18 protein-coding genes are annotated in these 21,740 nt (G+C 72.1%); 13 read left to right on the top strand and 5 right to left on the bottom strand.

Going from position 1 to position 21,740, the window contains the following annotated elements; all coding sequences use genetic code 11:
- Positions 1-18 precede the first annotated feature (18 nt).
- The 7 genes from mce to IE275_RS06715 all read left to right on the top strand — a co-directional run bounded on the left by mce (position 19) and on the right by IE275_RS06715 (position 9,920).
- Positions 19-459 (top strand): methylmalonyl-CoA epimerase, encoded by a 441-nt coding sequence (gene mce, locus IE275_RS06745; RefSeq protein ID WP_189708574.1) that lies wholly within the window; start codon positions 19-21, stop codon positions 457-459.
- Positions 460-692: 233 nt separating this feature from the next.
- Positions 693-4,574 (top strand): polarized growth protein Scy, encoded by a 3,882-nt coding sequence (gene scy, locus IE275_RS06740; RefSeq protein ID WP_189708572.1) that lies wholly within the window; start codon positions 693-695, stop codon positions 4,572-4,574.
- A gap of 183 nt (positions 4,575-4,757) precedes the next feature.
- Positions 4,758-5,696 carry a coiled-coil domain-containing protein gene (locus tag IE275_RS06735; protein ID WP_189708570.1) on the top strand — a complete coding sequence of 313 codons (939 nt, stop codon included), beginning with the start codon at positions 4,758-4,760 and terminating at the stop codon, positions 5,694-5,696.
- Positions 5,697-5,829: 133 nt separating this feature from the next.
- Entirely contained in the window at positions 5,830-6,789 is a 960-nt protein-coding gene (locus IE275_RS06730; protein WP_189708568.1) for an ABC transporter ATP-binding protein, read from the top strand.
- Positions 6,790-6,791: 2 nt separating this feature from the next.
- Complete coding sequence (locus tag IE275_RS06725) at positions 6,792-7,562, top strand: ABC transporter permease (protein WP_189708566.1); 771 nt, start codon at positions 6,792-6,794, stop codon at positions 7,560-7,562.
- A 109-nt stretch (positions 7,563-7,671) separates the two neighbouring features.
- Positions 7,672-9,036, top strand: coding sequence for an ABC transporter ATP-binding protein (locus IE275_RS06720; RefSeq protein ID WP_189708564.1), 1,365 nt, complete (start codon positions 7,672-7,674; stop codon positions 9,034-9,036).
- A complete protein-coding gene (locus IE275_RS06715; protein ID WP_189708562.1) occupies positions 9,033-9,920 on the top strand; it encodes an ABC-2 transporter permease family protein in 888 nt (295 codons plus the stop codon). Before IE275_RS06720 ends, IE275_RS06715 begins: the two co-directional genes overlap by 4 nt.
- Before the next feature lie 14 nt (positions 9,921-9,934).
- Here the strand turns inward: IE275_RS06715 and IE275_RS06710 are convergent, their stop codons facing one another.
- Positions 9,935-10,276, bottom strand: a complete 342-nt coding sequence (locus tag IE275_RS06710; RefSeq protein WP_189708560.1) for an Rv1322 family protein — start codon at positions 10,274-10,276, stop codon at positions 9,935-9,937.
- Positions 10,277-10,498: 222 nt separating this feature from the next.
- Between IE275_RS06710 and IE275_RS06705 the strand changes: the two genes are divergently transcribed.
- Complete coding sequence (locus IE275_RS06705) at positions 10,499-11,527, top strand: LLM class flavin-dependent oxidoreductase (RefSeq protein ID WP_189708558.1); 1,029 nt, start codon at positions 10,499-10,501, stop codon at positions 11,525-11,527.
- Positions 11,528-11,616: 89 nt separating this feature from the next.
- Here the strand turns inward: IE275_RS06705 and IE275_RS06700 are convergent, their stop codons facing one another.
- The gene (locus tag IE275_RS06700) at positions 11,617-12,009 is read right to left on the bottom strand and encodes an SCO5389 family protein (RefSeq protein ID WP_189708556.1); all 393 of its coding nucleotides are present in this window, start codon (positions 12,007-12,009) and stop codon (positions 11,617-11,619) included.
- A 313-nt stretch (positions 12,010-12,322) separates the two neighbouring features.
- On the opposite strand from IE275_RS06700, the gene nucS reads away from it, so the two are divergent.
- Positions 12,323-12,994 (top strand): endonuclease NucS, encoded by a 672-nt coding sequence (nucS, locus tag IE275_RS06695; RefSeq protein WP_189708554.1) that lies wholly within the window; start codon positions 12,323-12,325, stop codon positions 12,992-12,994.
- An 82-nt stretch (positions 12,995-13,076) separates the two neighbouring features.
- Here nucS and IE275_RS06690 read toward each other — a convergent pair whose 3' ends face one another.
- Positions 13,077-15,587 carry an ATP-binding protein gene (locus IE275_RS06690; RefSeq protein ID WP_189708552.1) on the bottom strand — a complete coding sequence of 837 codons (2,511 nt, stop codon included), beginning with the start codon at positions 15,585-15,587 and terminating at the stop codon, positions 13,077-13,079.
- Positions 15,588-15,824: 237 nt separating this feature from the next.
- Entirely contained in the window at positions 15,825-16,148 is a 324-nt protein-coding gene (locus IE275_RS06685) for an STAS domain-containing protein (RefSeq protein WP_189708550.1), read from the bottom strand.
- Between the two features lie 425 nt (positions 16,149-16,573).
- On the opposite strand from IE275_RS06685, the gene IE275_RS06680 reads away from it, so the two are divergent.
- Positions 16,574-17,146 (top strand): cob(I)yrinic acid a,c-diamide adenosyltransferase, encoded by a 573-nt coding sequence (locus IE275_RS06680; RefSeq protein ID WP_189708547.1) that lies wholly within the window; start codon positions 16,574-16,576, stop codon positions 17,144-17,146.
- Positions 17,147-17,152: 6 nt separating this feature from the next.
- Here IE275_RS06680 and IE275_RS06675 read toward each other — a convergent pair whose 3' ends face one another.
- On the bottom strand, positions 17,153-17,764 hold the full coding sequence (locus IE275_RS06675; RefSeq protein ID WP_189708545.1) for a hypothetical protein: 612 nt from the start codon (positions 17,762-17,764) through the stop codon (positions 17,153-17,155).
- Positions 17,765-17,917: 153 nt separating this feature from the next.
- Between IE275_RS06675 and IE275_RS06670 the strand changes: the two genes are divergently transcribed.
- The 3 genes from IE275_RS06670 to IE275_RS06660 all read left to right on the top strand — a co-directional run bounded on the left by IE275_RS06670 (position 17,918) and on the right by IE275_RS06660 (position 21,681).
- Positions 17,918-19,090 (top strand): sensor histidine kinase, encoded by a 1,173-nt coding sequence (locus IE275_RS06670; RefSeq protein ID WP_189708543.1) that lies wholly within the window; start codon positions 17,918-17,920, stop codon positions 19,088-19,090.
- The gene (locus IE275_RS06665) at positions 19,087-19,737 is read left to right on the top strand and encodes a response regulator (protein WP_189708540.1); all 651 of its coding nucleotides are present in this window, start codon (positions 19,087-19,089) and stop codon (positions 19,735-19,737) included. The genes IE275_RS06670 and IE275_RS06665 overlap by 4 nt, the downstream gene beginning before the upstream one ends.
- 120 nt (positions 19,738-19,857) lie before the next feature.
- Entirely contained in the window at positions 19,858-21,681 is a 1,824-nt protein-coding gene (locus IE275_RS06660) for a glycoside hydrolase family 18 chitinase (protein ID WP_189708538.1), read from the top strand.
- Positions 21,682-21,740: the final 59 nt, after the last annotated feature.

Below are 21,740 nucleotides of genomic sequence, written 5' to 3'. Positions count from 1 at the left end.
GGGCGCTCCACTAACAGCATGCTGACGCGAATCGACCACATCGGGATCGCCTGCCACGACCTCGACGCGACCGTCGAGTTCTACCGTTCGACCTACGGGTTCGAGGTGTTCCACTCCGAGGTCAACGAGGAACAGGGCGTGCGCGAGGCCATGCTCAAGATCAACGATACGTCCGACGGAGGCGCCTCGTACCTCCAGCTCCTGGAACCCACCCGGCCGGACTCGACCGTCGCCAAGTGGCTCGACAAGAACGGCGAGGGCGTCCACCACATCGCTTTCGGTACGGCAGATGTGGACGGAGACGCCGCGGACATCCGCTCCAAGGGCGTACGCGTTCTGTACGAAGAGCCGCGACGCGGCTCCATGGGGTCACGAATCACTTTCCTGCACCCGAAGGATTGCCACGGAGTACTGACAGAACTGGTCACATCGGCCCCTGTTGAGTCACCTGAGCACTGACCCTCGTACATATGGGCCGGTAGGGTTGGCAGCGGTCGCCGCGCAGCCAGGGCGATCGGTCCTGCCGCGTTGTACGGCAGGACCTGGCCGGGGTCCGGGTTTCGGGGGACGAGCGTCGGGGCAGCAGCCCATGCTCCGCCGTTGATCTGACACCATTCCCCGGGGGCCCCGTTCGGCGGATGGACGGGGACTCGTTCGGGAAGCATGCGACCAGGGACGGATGGGACCGCGCAGTGCGGGGCTACGAGAGCCAGGAGCGGGAGCCGGCGGCTGACGTCGATCACCTGACTCGGTTCGAAGCCGAGATGAAACGGCTGAAGACCGAGCGGGAAAAGGCGATTCAGCATGCCGAGGACCTCGGCTACCAGGTCGAGGTGCTGCGCGCCAAGTTGCACGAGGCGCGTCGCACCATCATGTCCCGGCCCGCCTTCGACGGCGGCGACCTCGGGTACCAGGCCGAGCAGATGCTGCGCAACGCGCAGATGCAGGCCGACCAGCTGCGGCAGGACGCCGAGCGGGAACTGAGCCAGACACGGGCGCAGACCCAGCGCATCCTCCAGGAGCACGCCGAACAGGCGGCCCGGCTCCAGGCGGAGCTGCACCAGGAGGCGGTCACCCGTCGCCAGCAGCTCGACCAGGAGCTGGCGGAGCGCCGGCAGACCGTCGAGTCGCACGTCAACGAGAACGTGGCGTGGGCCGAGCAGCTGCGCGCCCGCTCCGAGGCGCAGGCCCGCCGGCTGATGGAGGAGTCGCGGGCCGAGGCCGAGCAGTCCCTGGCCGCCGCCCGCGCCGAGGCCGAACGCGTGGCCACGGAGGCCCGCCAGCGGCTCCAGGCCGACGCCGAGGCGGCCCGCGCGGAGACCGAGCAGCTCCTGCTGCGCGCCCGCACGGACGCCGAGCGGATGCTCAACGCCGCCTCCACCCAGGCCCAGGAGGCCACCGACCACGCCGAGGCGCTGCGCAGCTCCACGGTGAACGAGTCCGACGCGGCCCGCCGCCAGGCCGGTGAGCTGAGCCGCGCCGCCGAGACCCGGATGGGCGAGGCGGAGGAGGCGCTGCGCAAGGCGCAGTCCGAGGCCGAGAAGCTGGTCGCCGAGGCCAAGGCGGCCGCCGAGAAGGCGCTCACGAGCGCCGAGTCGACCAACGAACAGCGCACCCGTACGGCCAAGGAGCAGGTCGCCCGGCTGGTCAGCGAGGCCACCAAGGAGGCCGAGACCACCAAGGCGGACGCCGAGCAGGTCGTCGCCGACGCGCGCGCCGAGGCCGAGAAGATCGTCGCGGAGGCCTCCGAGAAGGCCCGCACGCTCACCGCCGAGGAGAGCGCCACCCAGCTGTCGAAGGCGGCCAAGACCGCCGAGGACGTCCTCAACAAGGCGCAGGAGGACGCGCGAGGCACCACGAAGGCCGCCGCCGAGGAGGCCGAGCGGATCCGTCGTGAGGCCGAGACCGAGGCCGACCGGCTGCGCGCCGAGGCGCACGACATCGCCGAGCAGCTCAAGGGCTCGGCGAAGGACGACACCAAGGAGTACCGCGCCAAGACGGTCGAGCTCCAGGAGGAGGCCCGTCGGCTGCGCGGCGAGGCCGAGCAGCTGCGCGCCGACGCGGTCGGCGAGGGCGAGAAGATCCGCGCGGAGGCCCGCAAGGAGGCCGTCCAGCAGATCGAGGAGGCGGCCAGGACCGCCGAGGAGCTGCTGTCCAAGGCGCGGGTCGACGCGGACGAGCTGCGCCAGAAGGCCACCGCGGACAGCGAGAAGGTCCGGACCGAGGCCATCGAGCGGGCCACCACCCTGCGCCGGCAGGCCGAGGAGACCCTGGACCGCACCCGCAAGGAGGCCGAGCGCCACCGCGACGAGGTCGTGGAGCAGGCCGAGGGCATCAAGGCCGACGCCGAGCGGGCCGCGACCGAACTGCACGAGGAGACCGAGCGGGCCGTCGAGGCCCGCCGCGCCGAGGCCGCCGACGAGCTGACCCGGCTGCACACGGAGGCGGAGGCCCGGCTCACCTCCGCCGAGCAGGCGCTGACCGAGGCCCGGGAGGAGGCCGCGCGGATCCGCCGCGAGGCCGCCGAGGAGACCGAGCGGCTGCGCGCGGAGGCCGCCGAGCGGATCCGTTCGCTCCAGCAGCAGGCCGCCGACGAGGCCGACCGGCTGCGCACCGAGGCCGCCGCCGACGCGTCCGCCTCGCGTGCCGAGGGCGAGGCCGTCGCCGTACGGCTGCGGTCGGACGCCGCCGCGGAGGCGGAGCGGCTGAAGTCGGAGGCGCAGGACACCGCGGACCGGGTCCGCGCGGAGGCGCAGGCCGCCGCCGAGCGGCTGGCCACCGAGGCGTCCGAGACGCTGGCCGCCGCCCAGGACGAGGCGGTCCGCCGGCGCCGCGAGGCCGAGGAACTCCTCGGTTCCGCCCGCCAGGAGGCCGACCAGGAGCGTGAGCGGGCCCGCGAGCAGAGCGAGGAACTGCTGGCCTCGGCGCGCAACCGCGTCGAGGAGGCACAGGCCGAGGCGGTCCGGCTGGTCGAGGAGGCCGACCGGCGCGCGAACGAGATGGTGTCGGCCGCCGAGCAGCACGCCCAGCAGGTACGGGACTCCGTGTCCGGGCTGCACGAGCAGGCCCAGGAGGAGATCACCGGGCTGCGCAGTGCCGCCGAGCACGCGGCGGACCGCACCCGTCGGGAGGCCGAGGAGGAGGCGGACCGGGTCCGCGCCGACGCCTACGCCGAGCGGGAGCGGGCCTCCGAGGACGCGGGCCGGCTCCGCCGCGAGGCGAGCGACGAGACCGAGGCCGCCCACGCGCTCGCCGAGCGCACCGTCGGCGAGGCCATCGCGGAGGCGGAGCGGCTGCGGTCGGAGGCGTCCGCGCACGCCCAGCGGGTGCGTACGGAGGCGTCGGACAGCATCGCCCAGGCCGAGCAGGACGCCTCGCGCACCCGGGCCGACGCGCGCGACGACGCCAACCGCATCCGTTCGGACGCGGCGACGCAGGCCGACACGCTGATCACCGAGGCGCGCAACGAGGCCGAACGGCTCCAGACGGAGACCATCGCCGAGGCCGAACGGCTGCAGTCCGAGACGATCGCGGAGGCCGACCGGGTACGCACCGATTCGGTCGCCAAGGCGGAGAAGCTGATCCAGGACGCCACCGGGGACGCGGAGCGGCTGCGTGCCGAGGCCGCCGACACGGTGGGGTCCGCGCAGCAGCACGCCGAGCGGATCCGGATCGAGGCGGAGCGGGTCAAGCGTGAGGCGGCGGCGGATGCCGACCGCATGCTGAGCGTCGCCCGCGACGAGGCCGACTCGACGCTGGACGAGGCCCGCAAGGAGGCCAACAAGCGGCGCTCCGAGGCGGCCGAGCAGGTCGACACGCTCATCACGGAGACCACCTCCGAGGTGGACAAGCTGCTCACCGAGGCGCAGGAGCAGGCGCTGCAGACCACCGCGGACGCCGAATCGCAGGCGGACACGATGGTCGGCGCGGCCCGCAAGGAGGCCGAACGGCTGGTCTCCGAGGCGACGGTCGAGGGCAACACCCGGGTGGAGAAGTCCCGCACCGACGCGGACGAGCTGCTCATCGGCGCCCGCCGGGACGCCACCGCCATAAGGGAGCGGGCGGAGGAGCTGCGCGACCGCATCACCACCGAGATCGAGCAGCTGCACGAGCGGGCGCGCCGTGAGGCCGCCGAGACGATGAAGTCGACGGGCGACCGCTGCGACGCGCTGATCAAGGCGTCCGAGGAACAGCTCGTCAAGGCGCAGGCCAAGGCGAAGGAGCTGGTGTCGGAGGCCAACTCCGAGGCGGGCAAGGTCCGTATCGCCGCGGTGAAGAAGGCGGAGGGACTGCTCAAGGAGGCCGAGCAGAAGAAGGCCACGCTGGTCCGGGAGGCCGAGGAGCTGAAGGCCGAGGCGATCCGCGAGGCCCGCGCCACGGTCGAGGAGGGCAAGCGCGAGCTGGAGGTCCTGGTGCGTCGGCGGGAGGACATCAACGCCGAGATCTCGCGGGTCCAGGACGTCCTGGAGGCGCTGGAGTCGTTCGAGGTGCCGTCCGGCAACAAGGACGGCGGCGTGAAGGCGGGAGCCAGCATCGGTGCCCCCCGAACGGGTGGCAAGTCCTCGGACAGCTAGCGGAATGTGTGGATTGCGTTAAAGTCTGGGGACTTTGACTGAGAATTTGGCAAGCGGCGCGCCGTGCAGCCACTCAAAAGGGGTGTCATTCTCCAGATCAAACACGTATCCGCTCGATGACACACCGCTTCGGCCCCTAGGATTCCACCTATCACCTCACCGGTCTCATTCGACAGGAACCCCATGAGCGACACTTCCCCCTACGGCTTCGAGCTAGTGCGGCGTGGGTACGACCGCGCTCAGGTGGACGAACGGATCTCCAAGCTCGTCTCCGACCGTGACAGCGCTCTCACCCGCATCACCGCTCTGGAAAAGCGCATCGAGGAGCTCCACCTCGAGACGCAGAACGCCCAGGCTCAGGTAAGCGACGCCGAGCCGTCGTACGCCGGTCTCGGCGCGCGTGTCGAGAAGATCCTCCGCCTCGCCGAGGAGGAGGCCAAGGATCTGCGCGAGGAGGCCCGTCGCGCATCCGAGCAGCACCGCGAGCTCGCCGAGTCGGCGGCCCAGCAGGTGCGCAACGACGCAGAATCGTTCGCTGCGGACCGCAAGGCCAAGGCCGAGGACGAGGGCGTCCGGATCGTCGAGAAGGCCAAGAGCGAGGCGTCGCAGCTGCGCCAGGAGGCGCAGAAGGACGCCCAGTCGAAGCGTGAGGAGGCCGACGCCCTCTTCGAGGAGACCCGTGCCAAGGCCGCACAGGCCGCCGCCGACTTCGAGACGAACCTGGCCAAGCGCCGCGAGCAGTCCGAGCGCGACCTGGCCTCCCGTCAGCAGAAGGCGGAGAAGCGGCTCGCGGAGATCGAGCACCGTGCGGAGCAGCTGCGCCTGGAGGCGGAGAAGCTGCGCACGGACGCCGAGCGCCGTGCCCGCCAGACCGTCGAGACGGCGCAGCGCCAGGCCGAGGACATCGTGGCCGACGCCAACGCCAAGGCGGACCGGATCCGTTCCGAGTCCGAGCGCGAGCTGGCGGCTCTCACCAACCGCCGCGACAGCATCAACGCCCAGCTGACGAACGTCCGCGAGATGCTCGCCACGCTGACGGGTGCCGCGGTGGCCGCGGCCGGCGCGCCGTCCACGGACGACGAGCCGATCTCCCGCGGGGTGCCGGCGCAGCAGTCCCGGTAGTCATCGGTGCGTGTGAGGGGCGGTGGGCTCGGGCCCACCGCCTCTTTCGTGTGCGCCGGTGCCGTCGCGGGTGCGAGCCGCTGTTCGCCCCGCCCCGGTGGCAGGGCCCCAAGGGCGGTCATAGCGTGACGGCATGATCGAGGTCGAGGGACTGACGAAGCGGTACGGCGACAAGGTGGCGGTGAACAACCTCAGCTTCACCGTCAGACCCGGCATCGTCACGGGCTTCCTCGGTCCCAACGGCGCCGGCAAGTCCACCACCATGCGGATGATGCTCGGCCTCGACCGGCCCACCGCCGGTGACGTCCGGATCGACGGCACTCACTACGACCGGCTCAAGGACCCCCTCACCTATATCGGCGCCCTGCTGGACGCCAAGGCCGTGCACGGCGGCCGCAGCGCGTTCAACCACCTGCTGTGCCTGGCGCAGAGCAACGGCATCCCGCGCGGCCGGGTCCACGAGGTGCTGGACACCGTCGGCCTGACGGCCGTGGCGAGGAAGAAGGCCAAGGGGTTCTCGCTGGGCATGGGCCAGCGCCTGGGCATCGCGGGCGCGCTCCTCGGCGACCCCCGGATCCTGATGTTCGACGAGCCGGTCAACGGTCTCGACCCCGAGGGCATCCACTGGATCCGCAACCTGATGAAGTCGCTCGCCGCGCAGGGCCGCACGGTGTTCGTGTCGTCCCATCTGATGAGCGAGATGGCCCTGACCGCCGAGCATCTGGTCGTGATCGGCCAGGGCCGGCTGCTCGCCGACACCACCATGGCCGACTTCATCGCCCGCAACTCGCGGTCCTTCGTCCGTATCCGCACCCCGCAGCGCGAGCGGCTGCTCGACGTGCTGCACGGCGCCGGGGTCACGGTGGTGGAGAGCGGCAGCGGGGTGCTGGAGGTGGACGGCGGCAAGCCCGAGACGATCGGCGAGCTGGCCGCCCGGCACCAGATCGTGCTGCACGAGCTGAGCCCGCAGCAGGCCTCCCTGGAGGAGGCGTTCATGCAGCTCACCGCCGAGTCGGTGGAGTACCACGCGCACTCGGAGACACCTCGGGACCTGCGGCGGTCGTGGGGCGAGGACTGGACAGGGAGGGGCTGAGCATGGCGGGGATCCAGGTCGTCCGGTCCGAATGGACCAAGATCCGGTCGGTGGCGTCCACGGTGTGGACACTGTCGCTGGCCGTGGTGGTCACCATCGCCCTCGGCATGCTGATCGCGGCACTGTCGAAGAACGAGTTCGACAACATGAGCGCACGCGAGCAGCTCTCCTTCGACCCCACCTTCATCAGCTTCGCCGGGATGAGTCTCGGGCAGCTCGCGATGATCGTGTTCGGGGTGCTGGTGGTGTCCAACGAGTACAGCACCGGCATGATCCGCACCTCGCTGGCCGCCGTGCCGCAGCGCGGCACCTTCCTGGCCGGCAAGATCGCGGTGGCGACGGGGCTGGCCCTGGCCGTCGGCCTCGCCACCAGCTTCGCGACGTTCTTCCTGGGCCAGTCGATGCTCGGCCCGCACCGGGCCGAGATCGGCGACCCGGGCGTCCTGCGCGCGGTCATCGGCGGCGGCTTCTACATGACCCTCATCGCCATGTTCTCCATGGGTGTGGCCGCGATGCTGCGCTCGCCGATGCTGTCGCTGGGCATCCTGATGCCGTTCTTCTTCCTGATCTCCAACATCCTGGGCAACGTCGGCGCGACGAAGAAGATCGGCCGGTATCTGCCCGACCAGGCGGGCAGCCGGATCATGCAGGTGGTCACCCCGCTCGACGACGACACCCCGTACGGGCCCTGGGGCGGGCTCGCGATCATGGTGGCGTGGGTGGCGGCCGCACTGCTCGGCGGCTACCTCCTGCTGCAGAAACGCGACGCATGAGCTTTCGGCTTTGCTTTCATTTGAGCGGAACCGTCAGCGCCTCGATAAGCTCCTAACCCTTACGGGGGCGTGTGCCCTGCTGTCCTGATCCTTTCGATGGGTGCGGAGCATGATCGAGGCTGTCGGCCTGACCAAGCGCTACGGCGACAAAACCGCTGTGTACAACCTTTCCTTCCAGGTACGGCCGGGTGCCGTCACCGGCTTCCTCGGGCCCAACGGCTCGGGCAAGTCGACGACCATGCGGATGATCCTCGGCCTGGACAACCCGACCGCCGGCACGGTCACGATCGGCGGTTATCCCTACCGCAAGCTGCCGAACGCGCCCCGGCAGGTCGGCGCCCTGCTCGACGCGAAGGCCGTGCACGGTGGCCGGCACGCCCGCAACCACCTGCTCTCCCTGGCCCAGCTCTCCGGCATCCCGGCCCGCCGGGTGGACGAGGTGCTCGGCGTGGTCGGCCTCCAGGAGGTGGCGAAGAAACGATCCAAGGGCTTCTCCCTGGGCATGGGCCAGCGGCTCGGCATCGCCGCCGCGCTGCTCGGCGACCCGCAGGTGCTGCTGTTCGACGAGCCGGTCAACGGCCTCGACCCCGAGGGCATCCTCTGGGTGCGCAACCTGATGAAGTCGCTCGCCGCCGAGGGCCGGACCGTCTTCGTCTCGTCCCACCTCATGAGCGAGATGGCGCTCACCGCCGATCATCTGATCGTCATCGGGCGCGGGCAGCTGCTCGCCGACATGAGCGTGACGGACTTCATCTCCGCCAACTCGGCCGACTTCGCGCGCGTGCGCACCCCGCACACCGAGCCGCAGCTGCGCGAGAAGCTGGCCTCCGCGCTCACCGAGGCGGGCGGCCACGTCCTGCCCGAGCAGGACGGCGCGCTGCGGGTGACGGGACTGCCCCTCCCCCGGATCAGCGACATCGCGCACGACAGCGACGTACGCCTGTGGGAGCTGTCGCCGCACCAGGCCTCGCTGGAAGAGGCGTACATGCGCATGACGCAGGGCGCCGTGGACTACCGGTCCACCATCGACCAGAAGGCCGGCCTCCAGCAGCCCCTGCCGCCCGGCGCCCAGCCGCCGATGCCGGTGCCGGGCCAGGGCCAGCCCGGCTGGTACGCCCCGCCGCCCCCGCACGCGGGCTACGCGCCCCCGCAGCCGGGCCAGGGGCCCGCGGCGGGCGCCTACGGCGCGTACGGCGCCCCGGCCGCACCGCAGGGGGCGTACGCCGCCCCGGCGCCCGCGCCCGCCGGCGCCAACCCGTACGCCCACGCGGCCCCGCCCGCCCCGCAGGCCCCTGCGCAGCCCGCGACACCTCCCGCGGCCCCGGCTCAGCCCGCGGCGGCGGCCCCCGCCCCGCAGGCACCCCAGCCGCCCGCCGCCGCGCCCGCCTCGCTCGACAAGGCGCCGCCCGCCCCGGCCGGCCCCTCCGCCCCGGCCCCCTCCGCCCCGACGACCCAGCCCGAGGACGCCCGATGAGCACCCCGCAGCAGCCCTCGCCGCAGGCCGCGCCCGCCTGGCAGGCGGGGCCCGGTCCCGCGTACGCCGCCCCCGGCGGCGCGCCCGGCTACACCTCGCCGATCCCGGTCGTCCGCACGCACCTCGGGAACGCCATCGCCTCCGAGTGGACGAAGATCCGCTCGGTGCGCTCCACCATGTGGACGCTGGGCGTGTTCGTCCTGCTGGTCATCGGCATCGGCCTGATGGTCGCCCTGCTCGTCGACGCCAACGCCTCCGAGGGCGATCTGGCGGGCGAGAGCCCGCTGTCGTTCGGGTTCTTCGGCGTGCTCCTGGGCAGCATGCCGATCCTGACCCTCGGTGTGCTCACCACCGCCTCGGAGTACGGCACCGGCATGATCCGCACCACGATGGTCGCGTGCCCGTCCCGCGGCCGGGTCCTCACGGCGAAGGCCATCGTGTTCTTCGCGATCGCGTTCGTGGTGACGCTGGTGTCGACGGGGTTCGTCGCCATGGTGGACGCCGCCCTGTTCACCGACGCCCGTGAGCCGTCCCAGAGCGAGTGGCTGAAGGCCACCGTGGGCGTGTCCTTCTACGTCGCGCTGCTGGGCCTGCTGGCGCTGGCCGTCGGGTCGATCATCCGGCACTCGGCGGGCGCGATCACCATCATGATCGGCCTGCTGCTGGCCCCGCTGGTGATCGCGATCTTCATGTTCTCGGAGTCCCTGGAGGGGCTGCGCGACGCCCTGTTCGAGTACTCGATCCCCAGCCAGCTGGGCGTCTGGTACTCGGCCGAGCTCACCGAGAGCGGGCCGTCCGGCTGGGACCCGCTGTGGATCGCGCTCGGTGTGACGGCCGCCGCCTTCGCCGCCGCCTTCGCCCTGCTGGAGAAGCGCGACGTGTAGAGCGCCGGCACCCGTCAGAAACGAGGAGCGTTACGAGACCGCTGCACCCCCGGGTTGCGGCGGTCTCGCGCGTTCCAGCACGCCTTGTGCCAGTGCCGGCGGTCGTCGACGCCCGCGTGCTCGGACCAGGCGACGACATGCGGGACGCCGCCGGGGATCATCTGGTCGCAGCCCGGACACCGGTACGTCTTGCCCTGCGCGCTCGCACCGGCCACGTGCCGTACGCTCCACTCCTCGCCCTGCCAGTGCACCGAGGACTGCCAGCCGCCGTAGCGGCTCGCGCGGTCGTCCTCGGCACCGGGGGCGGACGAGTCCGTTGAACCGGCACCCTTGGGTCGGTTGCGACGCGGGGACACAGGACACCTCACGGGGCTATACAGGAAGCGGGGTTCGCGTCCAGCCTACGCGGCGCGAACGGGGGCACCCGTAGGTCACCGGACCCCACAAGTCGCCCTCCCTGGCACCCCATTCTCCAGACAATCGGCAAATCTCTCCGCCAGGCCGTGTCCTCGGCACGTGTCAGACGGTTATGCCGGGTGGGGGAGCTCCGCGTCGGAGCCAAGGAAGCAGGAAAGTCCATGCGCGTTGGTAGTTTCGTGTTGGGTGCCCAGTTCCCCGGGCAGGGCCAGGGGGAGGCGCTGCACCGCGCGGTCCGTTCCGCGGAGGTCGCCGAGGAGGCCGGTCTCGACTCGGTCTGGCTGGCCGAGCACCATTTCGTACCGTACGGCACCTGCCCGTCGGCGATCACGCTCGCCGCTCTGCTGCTGGGCCGCACCCGCCGTATCCGGGTCGGCACGGCGGTCAGCGTGCTGCCCACCGTCCACCCGGTCGCCCTCGGCGAACAGGCCGCGCTGCTGCATCTGACGAGCGGCGGCCGCTTCTCGCTGGGGGTGGGGCGCGGCGGGCCCTGGGTCGATCTGGAGGTGTTCGGCGCGGGCCTGGCGGCGTACGAGCAGGGGTTCCCGGAATCACTCGATCTGCTGGTGCGCTGGCTGCGCGAGCCCTCGGTGGGGGCCGACGGGGCGCGGTTCCGGTTTCGCGAGGTGCCCGTCGTGCCGCGCCCCTCGGAGGCGCTCACGGACGCCACGGGGCCGGAGGTCGTCGTGGCGTGCACCTCGCCGACGAGCGTACGGCTGGCCGCCGAGCGCGGGCTGCCGATGCTGCTCGGCATGCACGTCGGGGACGAGGAGAAGGCCGAGATGGTCGCCCTGTGGCGGCAGTACGCGCGCGCGGCCGGGCGGTCCGGGGACGAGATCCGCGCCGCCGGGCACGTCTCGGCGGGCGTCTGCCAGATCGCCGACCGGCGCACGGACGCCGTCGAGACGCTGGTGAAGGCGATGCCGGGCTGGCTGAAACAGGGGCTCGACGCCCATGTGACGGTCGACGGCCGGGCCCGCTCGATGCGGGACCCGGTGGCGTACACCGAACTCCTCTGCGGGCTGCACCCGGTGGGCACGGCGCGGCTGTGCGTCGACCGCCTCGCGGCGACCAGCGAGCGTACCGGCATCTCGCGCTTCTCCCTGCTGGTCGAGGGCTCGGGCGATCTGTCGGCCACGGAGGAGAACGTACGGCGGCTGGGCGCGGAGGTGCTCCCCCACCTCCGCTGAACAGCCCGGCACACCGGGGAGCTTGCCGCTCCAGTACTGATGGCACCTCCCGCGTAAGGAGCGGCAAGCGACAGGTTCACACTGCTGCCTCAGCAGTCCCGGAACTCCGGTGACTGGTTGAGGACTTGGCTGCGGACCGAGGTGAAGCGGGCCAGCTTCTCGTCGACGGACGAGTCCACCGGGAACACCGCCACCCGGTGGCAGTTCTGGAAGGCCAGGCGCACGCCGAAGTGGCGCTGGAGCGCGCCGCGAATGGCGTCACTCGCCAGCGCTCGCAGCAGCTGCCCGCGTGCCTGCTCGTCCGGCGGGGGCGTCTGGTTGTCGGCGAAGGCTCCGCCGTCCACCTTCAGCTGGGCCACCAGGGAGCTGACCATCTCCCATGCGTAGGGCAGGGAGGTCCGGACGCAGTCGACGAATTCAGCTTCGTCGACCTCGCCTCGCTCGGCCTGTTCGAGTAGGGCCGGTGAGACGTCGAGCGACATGGGTTCTCCTCTCGCACCCCCGGAGAAACAGGGGTTGCCGGACAGGGAAAGGGAGTTCGGCCATGCCGAATTACCGCACACGCTGAGTGCACGCATCGCGACCTCCCGTTTACTACGGTAGGCAACCGACGGTGACGGCACCAGGAGAATGGGCACATAGGGAACGGGCGGTAGGCGCACAATCGGCCACCCGTCGAATGATCGTTTTCCTGTTCAAAAGGGGCGGGTCACGAGGGCCCGGGGGTGCGCGTGGTGACAGCGGACCGGCGGGCGAATCGCGTGCACCATGAGGCGTCGGATAGCGTTGCCGACCATGCGTCTCGTCATCGCCCGGTGCTCCGTCGACTACGCCGGCCGGCTCACCGCCCACCTGCCCTCCGCCCCCCGTCTCATCCTGGTGAAGGCGGACGGCAGCGTCTCGATCCACGCGGACGACCGGGCCTACAAGCCCCTGAACTGGATGTCGCCGCCCTGCGCTCTCAAGGAGGGCACGGGCGACGAGGAGGGTGTCTGGACCGTCGTCAACAAGGCGGGCGAGAAGCTCATCATCACGATGGAGGAGATCCTCCACGACTCCTCGCACGAACTCGGAGTCGATCCCGGCCTGATCAAGGACGGCGTGGAAGCGCACCTCCAGGAGCTGCTCGCCGACCGTATCGAGATCCTCGGCGAGGGCTACACCCTGATCCGGCGCGAGTACATGACGGCGATCGGCCCGGTCGACATCCTGTGCCGGGACGCCGACGGCGGGACGGTCGCGGTCGAGATCAAGCGGCGCGGTGAGATCGACGGCGTCGAGCAGCTCACCCGCTACCTGGAGCTGCTGAACCGCGACCCGCACCTCGCCCCGGTCCGCGGTGTCTTCGCCGCGCAGGAGATCAAGCCCCAGGCGCGCGTCCTCGCCACCGACCGCGGCATCGGCTGCCAGGTCCTGGACTACGACGCGATGCGCGGCATCGAGGACGACAAGCTGCGCCTGTTCTGACGTCCCGTACGGCGTTCGTACGACGGCGAGGGCCGGATTCCCGGGGAAGGAACCCGGCCCTGCCTGCTGTCCCGGGGCGTCCTCAGATCACCGGGTCGGACGAGGAGGCGGGCGAGGACACGGAGTCCGCGGAGGACACGGAGTCCGCCGTGCTCGGCGAGACCGGGGCGCTGGCCGTCGTCGAGGTGGTGTCGGACGGGGACGGGCCGGTCGTGTCGGTCGGCTGCGTCGTCGGGGTCGTGGGGTCGTCCGTGGGGGTCACGGGCGTCGACGGGGTGTGCGACGGCGGCCTGGAGGTGGTGGAGGACGACGACGGCCTCGGCGTGTTCGTGGACGTTCCGCCGCTTCCCGAGGTGTGCGAGCTGCTCGCCCCCGGTGTGGGCACCGACGATCCCGTCGGGGTCGGATCGTCCGACGTCCCCGTCGTCCCGTCCGGGCCCGGGTCCGTCGGCCGGCTGGTCGCCGTGCCCGTGTCGCCGGTGCCGGTGTCGTCGCCCGGGGTGTCGGAGTCGAGGTCGCCGTCGCCGAGGTCGCTGCTGGCGGACGGGTTGACGCCGACCCGGTCGGAGGGGTCGTCGGGGTCGCCGTTGGAGGTCGCGCCGAGTGTCACCACCGTGCCGAGAACGGCGACCAGCAGCGCGCCCGCGCCGGCCGCGACGAGGTTGCGCTTGGCCAGGCCCTTGAGACCGCCGCGGCTGTGGTGGGCCTGGGGCGGCGACGAGGGGACCGGGCGGTGGACGAGGGTCTCGGCCTCCGGGGCGTACACGGGCGGCAGCGCCTGGATGCCGCGCGGCGGGGACACGGACTCCTCGTGGCGGGCATCGGGCACCTCCTCGCCCGCGGTGGCCGCGGCGAGGCCCGTGACGTCGCCCGAGGCGTCGGCGACCAGGGCGAGGGCGCGCCGGCCGGCGACGGTGCCGCGCTTGTCGGTGAGTGTGCCGCGCAGGGCGAGGGAGGCCTCCAGCTCCGAGCGGGCCCGGTCGAGGTCTCCGGCGCAGAGCGCGAGGACTCCCATCTCGTGGTGGAAGTAGGCCCGGTCGGCGGACTCCCCGGCGAGCCGGGCGGCCTCGGCACCCTCGTGCAGGGCGCTGTCCCAGGCGCTCCAGCGCAGTCCGGCGGCGAACGCGGGCGCGGCGGCGCGGGCGAGCTGGACGGCGGTGGCCTCCTCGCCCTCGGCGGGCGGGGAGGTCGTGGGCCCGACCACGGTGAGGGCGGCGAGGAGGGCCTCGGCCTCGGCGCAGACCCGCTCGGGGGTGACGGAGGGGTGGGCGGCCCACCAGGCGTAGTGCTGGGCGGCGGTCTGCGCGCGGGCGGCGACCTCCTCGCCGTATCCGGCGGCCTCCAGCTGGGTCTGGACTCCGGCGGCGAGCCGGTAGCCGGTGCCGACCGGGGAGACGAGTCCGCAGGCGGTCAGTTCGCCGAGGGCCGCGTCGGCGTGGGTGTCGCCGACCAGGGCGGGCAGATGGGCCTGGTGCGGGACCTCGCCGTCGAGGGCGACGGCGAAGCGCAGGGTGGCGCGGGCGGAGGCGCTGAGCCGGGCGGCGAGCAGCGGGGCGGGCGCGGCGGCCTCGCCGAGGGAGGGCAGCGGTATCTCCTCGGCCTCGCCGGCGCCGGCGACCACGTCGACGGATCCGGTGAGGGGGCGGGCGTCCTCGAAGACCCCGAAGGCGTCGACCGCGTCGACACCGGCCCGCAGCTGGTCGCGCTGGCGCAGCAGGGCGCCGGCCTGGACGAAGCGCAGCGGCAGGCCCTCGGACTCGAACCACAGGTCGCCGGCCCAGTTGGACTCCTCCTCGGTGAGGACCCGGCCGACGGCCCGCTCGATCACCTCGACGCCGCCCGCGCGGTCCAGGCCGCTGAGGGCGACCTCGTCGACGGCGGAGTCGGCGGAGGGTGCCGGGGTGTCCGGGGTGGCGCCGAGCAGGAAGGCGCACTCGGGGGTGGCGTCCAGCAGCTCATCGAGGTCGGTGCCGCCGAAGCCGAGGTCGTCGACGACCACGACCGCGCCGATCTCCCGTACCAGGGCGAGGAGTTCCTCGCGCTCGGGGCGCAGCCGGTCGGCGTCGTGGACGGCGTGGAAGAGGTCGTACAGCAGCTCGGCCGAGGTGCGGCGGAAGCCGGCGAGCCGGACCACGCCGTCGGGGGCGAGGTCCTCGCAGTCCTCGGCGACGAGGTCGAGGAGGCTGGTGCGGCCGGAGCCGGCCGGGCCGGTGAGGCGGACGGAGCGGCCGCGGGCCAGCAGCCGGACCAGGTGCTCGCGTTCGTCCTGGCGGCCCAGGAGGGGCAGCGCGGACCCGCCGGCCCCGGCCGGGGCGGGCGGCCGGGCGGTGCGCTCGGCCTCGGCCCGCTGCTCGGCGGTGCGCTTGACCGGACGCTCGGGGACCTCGGTCGGCGGGCAGAGTTCTATCTCGCTGCCGTCGACGGGGTTGACCGTGAGCAGGTGCTCGCCGGCGACGATCCGTACCGTGCGGGCCGGGCCGGGCGTGTGCTGGGTGTAGTCGGCGGTGAGGGGGTCCCTGGGCGGGCGTGGGCGTGGCGAGTGGCCTTCGCCGTCCTGGCCGTACTCCTCGGGTCCCCGGTTCGTCGGGTCCATAGGTCAAGCCCCCCAAAAGCGTCGTGTGGCGGTAGCCCCTCCCGGCCTTGCTGCACACGTGCGCTGTCGCTTCTGGTCCGGTGCCCGCTCGAGGGTTGCGGGCGGCGGGCAGTCGAACCGTAAACCTTCGCACAGTATCTACGACAGTCCGGGGTGCCGCGCCGCCCGAGACGTCACAGTCCGGTGAGGATTGCGCCCGCCGCTGGTTTTCCGCCGCAGGCCACACGCCGTGCCGGGTCAGACGCGGGGCAGGGACTCCACGCCGATGCCGCCCTCGATCGCCAGGATCCGGTGCAGCCGGGTGGCGACCAGCAGGCGTTGCATCTGCGGAGGTACGCCGCGCAGCACCAGACGGCGGCCGCAGCGGCCGGCGCGTCGGTGGACGCCCATGATGACGCCGAGTCCGGTGGCGTCCCAGGAGTCCAGCCCGGACAGGTCGAGCACCAGGTCGCCGACGCCGTCGTCCACGGCCGTGTGCAGGACCGTTCGGGCATCAGCCGCGCAGCGCACGTCGAGGCGGCCCCCGACGACCAGCTCGGCGTGGTCGCCCCTGATGTGCATAGCGCTCCCCTAAGCGTGCGTCTTGTGCTCCGCGGTGTGATGTCCGGTGTTGCATGCTCTGACTGCGCGGAGCGGTCGGAGGTTGCCGTCTGTGAGCGAACCGATACCGAATTCACCCGCAGGGGTGAGGCCGCTGAGGCCTGTGCGGTTTCAGTGCCTCTGGAAGCCCTGCCCGCTCTCGCGTCCGATGTCACCGGCGTCAACCATCCGGCGCATCCGCTCCGTCTGGCTCTCGGCCGGAGATTAGCGGGCGTGAGGCGCTGTGTGACCGGTTAGTAACGCGTCTCACGTCTCATGAGGTGAGACGCCGGTCACGTCGTCAAATCCTGTCCGATTCAAGGGGATTCACCCTGATTCGAGCCCGGTCCGACCGGCCGTGACGAAGGGAACGGAACGGATCCGCGGGGACCGTCTAGATTGGCCGCATGGTCAATCTGACGCGCATCTACACCAGGACCGGCGACCAGGGCAGCACCGCCCTCGGGGACATGAGCCGGGTCGCCAAGACCGACCTGCGGATCTCCGCGTACGCCGACGCCAACGAGGCGAACGCGGTCATCGGCACGGCGATCGCGCTGGGCGGTCTGGACGAGGAGATCGTCACGGTCCTCACCAGGGTCCAGAACGACCTGTTCGACGTGGGCGCGGACCTGTCGACGCCGGTCGTGCAGGACCCGCAGTTCCCGCCGCTGCGGGTCGAGCAGTTCTACGTCGACCGGCTGGAGGCGGACTGCGACCGCTTCAACGAGCGGCTGGAGAAGCTTCGCTCCTTCATCCTGCCGGGCGGCACCCCGGGCGCGGCCCTGCTCCACCAGGCCTGCACGGTCGTCCGCCGGGCCGAGCGCTCCACGTGGGCGGCCCTGGAGGTGCACGGCGAGGTGATGAACCCCCTCACGGCGACCTATCTCAACCGCCTCTCGGACCTGCTGTTCATCCTCGCCCGCACGGCCAACAAGGAGACGGGCGACGTGCTGTGGGTGCCGGGCGGGGAGCGCTGACGCCGGTCAGCGGCGGGCCCCCGGCCTCTCCTCGGCGACCTGGTCGAGCTGACCGACCTGGTCGGCCCGATCGGCCGGGTCCCGGCGCCCGGTCCGCGGTTCCTTCTTCGGCCAGATCGCATAGGTCAGCGCCACCAGCCCGTGGATGCCGGCGGCCCTGAGGGCCACCCACTGGAAGGACCGCAGCGACGAGGTGTCGCCGACGTACCGGACCGCGGCCTGGAGGAGGGCGCAGGCGACGGCGGCCGCCAGCACCGTGCGCAGCCACAGCCGGCCCTCGTGACGGGCCCGGGCCGTGCCGTACCGCGGCGGCCGGGGCGGCCGGGGGCCGCCGGCCAGGCGGTGCGCGGCATGGCCGTCGAGCCAGCGGATCGTGTAGTGGCCGTAGGCGACGGTGTAGCCGATGTACAGCGCGGCCACACCGTGCTCCCAGCCCGGCTCGGCCCCGTTCCTGAGGTCGACCGCCGTCACGGCGAACAGGACCAGCTCCAGCACCGGCTCGCACAGCAGCAGCACCAGGCCGGTGCGGCGCCACCTCAGCAGATACCGGGCGGCCAGGCCCAGCGCCAGCAGCACCCAGAACCCGGCCTCACACGCGATGATCAACGCGACGACCACGACTCGCTCCTCTCGGTCACCCTTCAAGGCTCCGGCGGGCGGCGGCCGCTTTCGTCGTCGGCGGTGACGACGTCGCGGTACATCGAAAGATGCAGTGCGGGACCGTCCCGCGGATGCAGGCGTGGGCGCGGCGGGCCGTGTTGGATGGTGGACATGGCCGCAGCGCTCCCCCGCCCCCACCGGTTCGACGTGTACCTGGCGTCCGGTGGGCTGCTCGGGGGGCTCCTGCTGCTGGCCGTCGACCTGACCACCCGTCCGGCCGACGAGCCGATCGTGCTGCTTCCCGGCTTCTGGCCGATCCTGCTGCCGCTGGTGGTGATGTCCGGCTGCGAGCTGCTGCGCCGGACGGCGCCGCGGGTCGCGCTGCTGACCGGCACGGCGGCGATGGCCCTGGACACCGTCACCCAGGGCAGCGTGGCCACGGTGCTGATGTTCACCGATCTCGTCTACGCGGGCGTCCTGTACGGCCCGCCCGCCTCGGCGCGCCGTATCCCCTGGATCACCGGGCTGCTCACGGTGGCCGGGACGGTGGTGCCGTTCGCGGTGTGGCGGGTGCCGGAGGCGCTGCTGATCGGTGTGGTCACCGGCGCCGTGGCGTTCGGGCCGGCCGCCACCGGCTGGATCGTCCGCAACCACCGTGACGCGGCGATCGCCGCCCGGCTGCGCGCCGAACAGACCACGCTGCTCGCCGAGATGGACCGCAGCCAGGCGGTGATCGCGGAACGGGCCCGGATGGCACGGGAGTTGCACGACATGGTGGCCAACCATCTGTCGGCGATCGCCATCCACTCCACGGCCGCGCTGTCGATCGACGATCCGCGGACCTCCCGCGAGGCCCTCGGGGTGATCCGGGAGAACAGTGTGGCCGGGCTCGCGGAGATGCGCCGGCTGATCGGCATCCTGCGGGACGGCAGCGGGGACCAGGAGCCGGCCGCGGCGCCCACCCTCGACGGCCTGGACGCCTTGGTCGAGGGCGCCCGCGCCAACGGTCTCGACGTCACCCTCGACGCCGGCCACGGCCGGGTACCGGCCCCCGTCGAGCTGGCCGCGTACCGGATCGTCCAGGAGTCGCTGACCAACGCCCTCAAGCACGCCCGCCCCGGCCGGGTGACCGTCGCCCTGCTGCGCCGCGAAGACCTGCTCGAGGTGCGGGTGAGCAGCCCGTACGGTCGCCGGGACGGGCCGCGGGCCCCCGGTTCGGGGGCGGGTCTGGTCGGGATGCGGGAGCGGGCCGCGCTGCTGGGCGGCACGTTCGAGGCCGGGCCGGAGGGCACCCGGTGGACCGTACGTGCCTCGTTCCCCGTCACCGAAGGAGATCCCGCATGAGCCGGTCCATCCGTGTCCTGGTCGCCGAGGACCAGTCCGCCGTGCGCGCCGGGCTGGTGCTGATCCTGCGCAGCGCGCCCGACATCGAGGTGGTCGGGGAGGCGGCCGACGGGGAGCAGGCGGTGGCGCTGGCCCGGGAACTGCGTCCGGATCTGGTGCTGATGGATGTGCAGATGCCCCGTCTGGACGGGGTGGCGGCGACCCGGATGGTGGTCGAGGAGCGGCTGGCGGACGTCCTGGTGCTGACCACCTTCGACCTCGACGAGTATGTGTTCGGGGCGCTCAGGGCCGGGGCGGCCGGATTCCTGCTGAAGAACACCGAGGCCCGCGACCTGATTTCGGCGGTGCAGACCGTGGCGGGCGGGGAGGGGCTGATCGCCCCGGCCGTCACCCGCCGGCTGATCGCCGAGTTCGCGGCCGGTCCGGCGCGCGGCCCGGCGGCCGACCCGACGGTCCTCGACACCCTCACCCGGCGCGAGCGGGAAGTGCTGTCCTGCCTGGGGGAAGGGCTGTCCAACGCGGGGATCGCGGAGCGCCTGAACATGGCCGAGGCGACGGTGAAGACGCACGTCAGCCGTCTGCTGGGGAAGCTGGAGCTGCGCAGCCGGGTCCAAGCGGCCGTGCTCGCGCAGGAGTTGGGCGTCTAGCGGAATTGTATACGAGAGTGGTCCAGACCTCTTGACCCGTGGTCCAGACCTTTCTATTCTCGCCGCACCGTGGGCGTGAAGGCTCAGTCACGCCCCCCAACTCCCCATAGGAGGCGCAGAATGCGCTTCAGACACAGAGCCGCGGCAGGGTTCGCGACCCTGTTGCTCCCGCTGGCCGGACTCGTCGGCCTCGCGAGCCCGGCCCAGGCGGCGACGGCCGCCACCGCCACCTACACCAAGGCCTCGGACTGGGGCACCGGCTTCGAGGGCCGGTGGACGGTGAAGAACACCGGCACCACCTCCCTCAGCTCCTGGACCGTCGAGTGGGACTTCCCCTCCGGCACGTCCGTCACCTCCGCCTGGGACGCCGACGTCACCTCCTCCGGCACCCACTGGACGGCCAAGAACAAGTCCTGGAACGGCACGCTGGCCCCCGGCGCCTCCGTCTCCTTCGGCTTCAACGGCGCGGGCAGCGGCTCCCCCGCCAACTGCAAGCTCAACGGCGGCAGTTGCGACGGGACCACGGTCCCCGGCGACGCCGCCCCCTCCGCTCCGGGCACCCCCACCGCCTCGGACGTCACCAACACCTCGGCCAAGCTGACCTGGTCCGCCGCCACCGACGACAAGGGCGTCAAGAACTACGACGTCCTGCGCGACGGCAGCAAGGTCGCCACGGTCACCACGACCTCGTACACCGACAGCGGCCTCACCGCCGGCACCTCCTACTCCTACACGGTCCAGGCGCGGGACACCGCCGACCAGACCGGCCCGGCCAGCGGCGCCGTCGCCGTACGCACCACCGGCGGCACCACCGACCCGCCGCCCACCGGCGACAAGGTCAAGCTCGGCTACTTCACCGAGTGGGGCGTCTACGGCCGCAACTACCACGTCAAGAACCTGGTGTCCTCCGGCTCCGCCGCGAAGATCACCCACATCAACTACGCCTTCGGCAACGTCAAGAACGGCCAGTGCGTCGTCGACGACACCTACGCCGCCTACGACAAGGCCTACACCGCCGACCAGTCCGTCAGCGGCACCGCCGACACCTGGGACCAGCCGCTGCGCGGCAACTTCAACCAGCTGCGCCAGCTGAAGGCCAAGTACCCGCACATCAAGGTGCTCTACTCCTTCGGCGGCTGGACCTACTCCGGCGGCTTCGCCCAGGCGGCGGCCAACCCGACCGCCTTCGCCAAGTCCTGCAAGGCCGTCGTGGAGGACCCGCGCTGGGCCGATGTCTTCGACGGCATCGACATCGACTGGGAGTACCCGAACGCCTGCGGTCTGACCTGCGACACCAGCGGGGCCGCGGCCTTCAAGAACCTGATGTCGGCGCTGCGCACCGAGTTCGGCTCCAGCTACCTGGTCACCGCGGCCATCACGGCCGACGGCTCCTCCGGCGGCAAGATCGACGCGGCCGACTACGGCGGCGCCTCGGCCTACGCCGACTGGTACAACGTGATGACGTACGACTACTTCGGCGCCTTCAACGCGCAGGGCCCGACCGCCCCGCACTCGCCGCTGACCTCGTACTCCGGCATCCCGCAGGCGGGCTTCAACTCCGCCGACGCGATCGCCAAGCTGAAGGCGAAGGGCGTCCCGTCCGCCAAGCTGCTGCTCGGCATCGGCTTCTACGGCCGCGGCTGGACCGGCGTCACCCAGGCCGCCCCCGGCGGCACGGCGACCGGTGCCGCACCCGGCACCTACGAGGCGGGCATCGAGGACTACAAGATCCTCAAGACGTCCTGCCCGGCCACCGGCACGATCGCCGGCACGGCCTACGCCTACTGCGGCAACAACTGGTGGTCCTACGACACCCCGGCCACCATCGCCGGCAAGATGACCTGGGCCAAGAACCAGGGCCTGGGCGGCGCGTTCTTCTGGGAGTTCAGCGGTGACACCAGCAACGGAGAGCTGGTGAGCGCCATCAACAGCGGTCTGTCGTAAGGAAGTTCCCCGAGCAGATCGCTCGGGCGACATCGATGCTCCCCCACCCGGCGGCGGGT

This window comes from Streptomyces phaeofaciens (assembly GCF_014648915.1).
GTDB lineage: Bacteria > Actinomycetota > Actinomycetes > Streptomycetales > Streptomycetaceae > Streptomyces > Streptomyces phaeofaciens.
Note: the sequence above shows the minus strand (reverse complement) of the source record. Positions and strands in the feature narration are given on the sequence as shown.

Excerpts from the sequence above, each read along its gene's own strand:
- IE275_RS06715 (WP_189708562.1), top strand. The coding sequence starts at position 9,033 with ATGAGCACCCCGCAGCAGCCCTCGCCGCAGGCCGCGCCCGCCTGGCAG.
- nucS (WP_189708554.1), top strand. The coding sequence starts at position 12,323 with ATGCGTCTCGTCATCGCCCGGTGCTCCGTCGACTACGCCGGCCGGCTC.
- IE275_RS06720 (WP_189708564.1), top strand. The coding sequence starts at position 7,672 with ATGATCGAGGCTGTCGGCCTGACCAAGCGCTACGGCGACAAAACCGCT.
- IE275_RS06680 (WP_189708547.1), top strand. The coding sequence starts at position 16,574 with ATGGTCAATCTGACGCGCATCTACACCAGGACCGGCGACCAGGGCAGC.
- IE275_RS06665 (WP_189708540.1), top strand. The coding sequence starts at position 19,087 with ATGAGCCGGTCCATCCGTGTCCTGGTCGCCGAGGACCAGTCCGCCGTG.
- IE275_RS06660 (WP_189708538.1), top strand. The coding sequence starts at position 19,858 with ATGCGCTTCAGACACAGAGCCGCGGCAGGGTTCGCGACCCTGTTGCTC.
- IE275_RS06685 (WP_189708550.1), bottom strand. The coding sequence starts at position 16,148 with ATGCACATCAGGGGCGACCACGCCGAGCTGGTCGTCGGGGGCCGCCTC.
- IE275_RS06690 (WP_189708552.1), bottom strand. The coding sequence starts at position 15,587 with ATGGACCCGACGAACCGGGGACCCGAGGAGTACGGCCAGGACGGCGAA.
- mce (WP_189708574.1), top strand. The coding sequence starts at position 19 with ATGCTGACGCGAATCGACCACATCGGGATCGCCTGCCACGACCTCGAC.
- IE275_RS06735 (WP_189708570.1), top strand. The coding sequence starts at position 4,758 with ATGAGCGACACTTCCCCCTACGGCTTCGAGCTAGTGCGGCGTGGGTAC.
- IE275_RS06670 (WP_189708543.1), top strand. The coding sequence starts at position 17,918 with ATGGCCGCAGCGCTCCCCCGCCCCCACCGGTTCGACGTGTACCTGGCG.
- IE275_RS06725 (WP_189708566.1), top strand. The coding sequence starts at position 6,792 with ATGGCGGGGATCCAGGTCGTCCGGTCCGAATGGACCAAGATCCGGTCG.
- IE275_RS06700 (WP_189708556.1), bottom strand. The coding sequence starts at position 12,009 with ATGTCGCTCGACGTCTCACCGGCCCTACTCGAACAGGCCGAGCGAGGC.
- IE275_RS06705 (WP_189708558.1), top strand. The coding sequence starts at position 10,499 with ATGCGCGTTGGTAGTTTCGTGTTGGGTGCCCAGTTCCCCGGGCAGGGC.
- IE275_RS06730 (WP_189708568.1), top strand. The coding sequence starts at position 5,830 with ATGATCGAGGTCGAGGGACTGACGAAGCGGTACGGCGACAAGGTGGCG.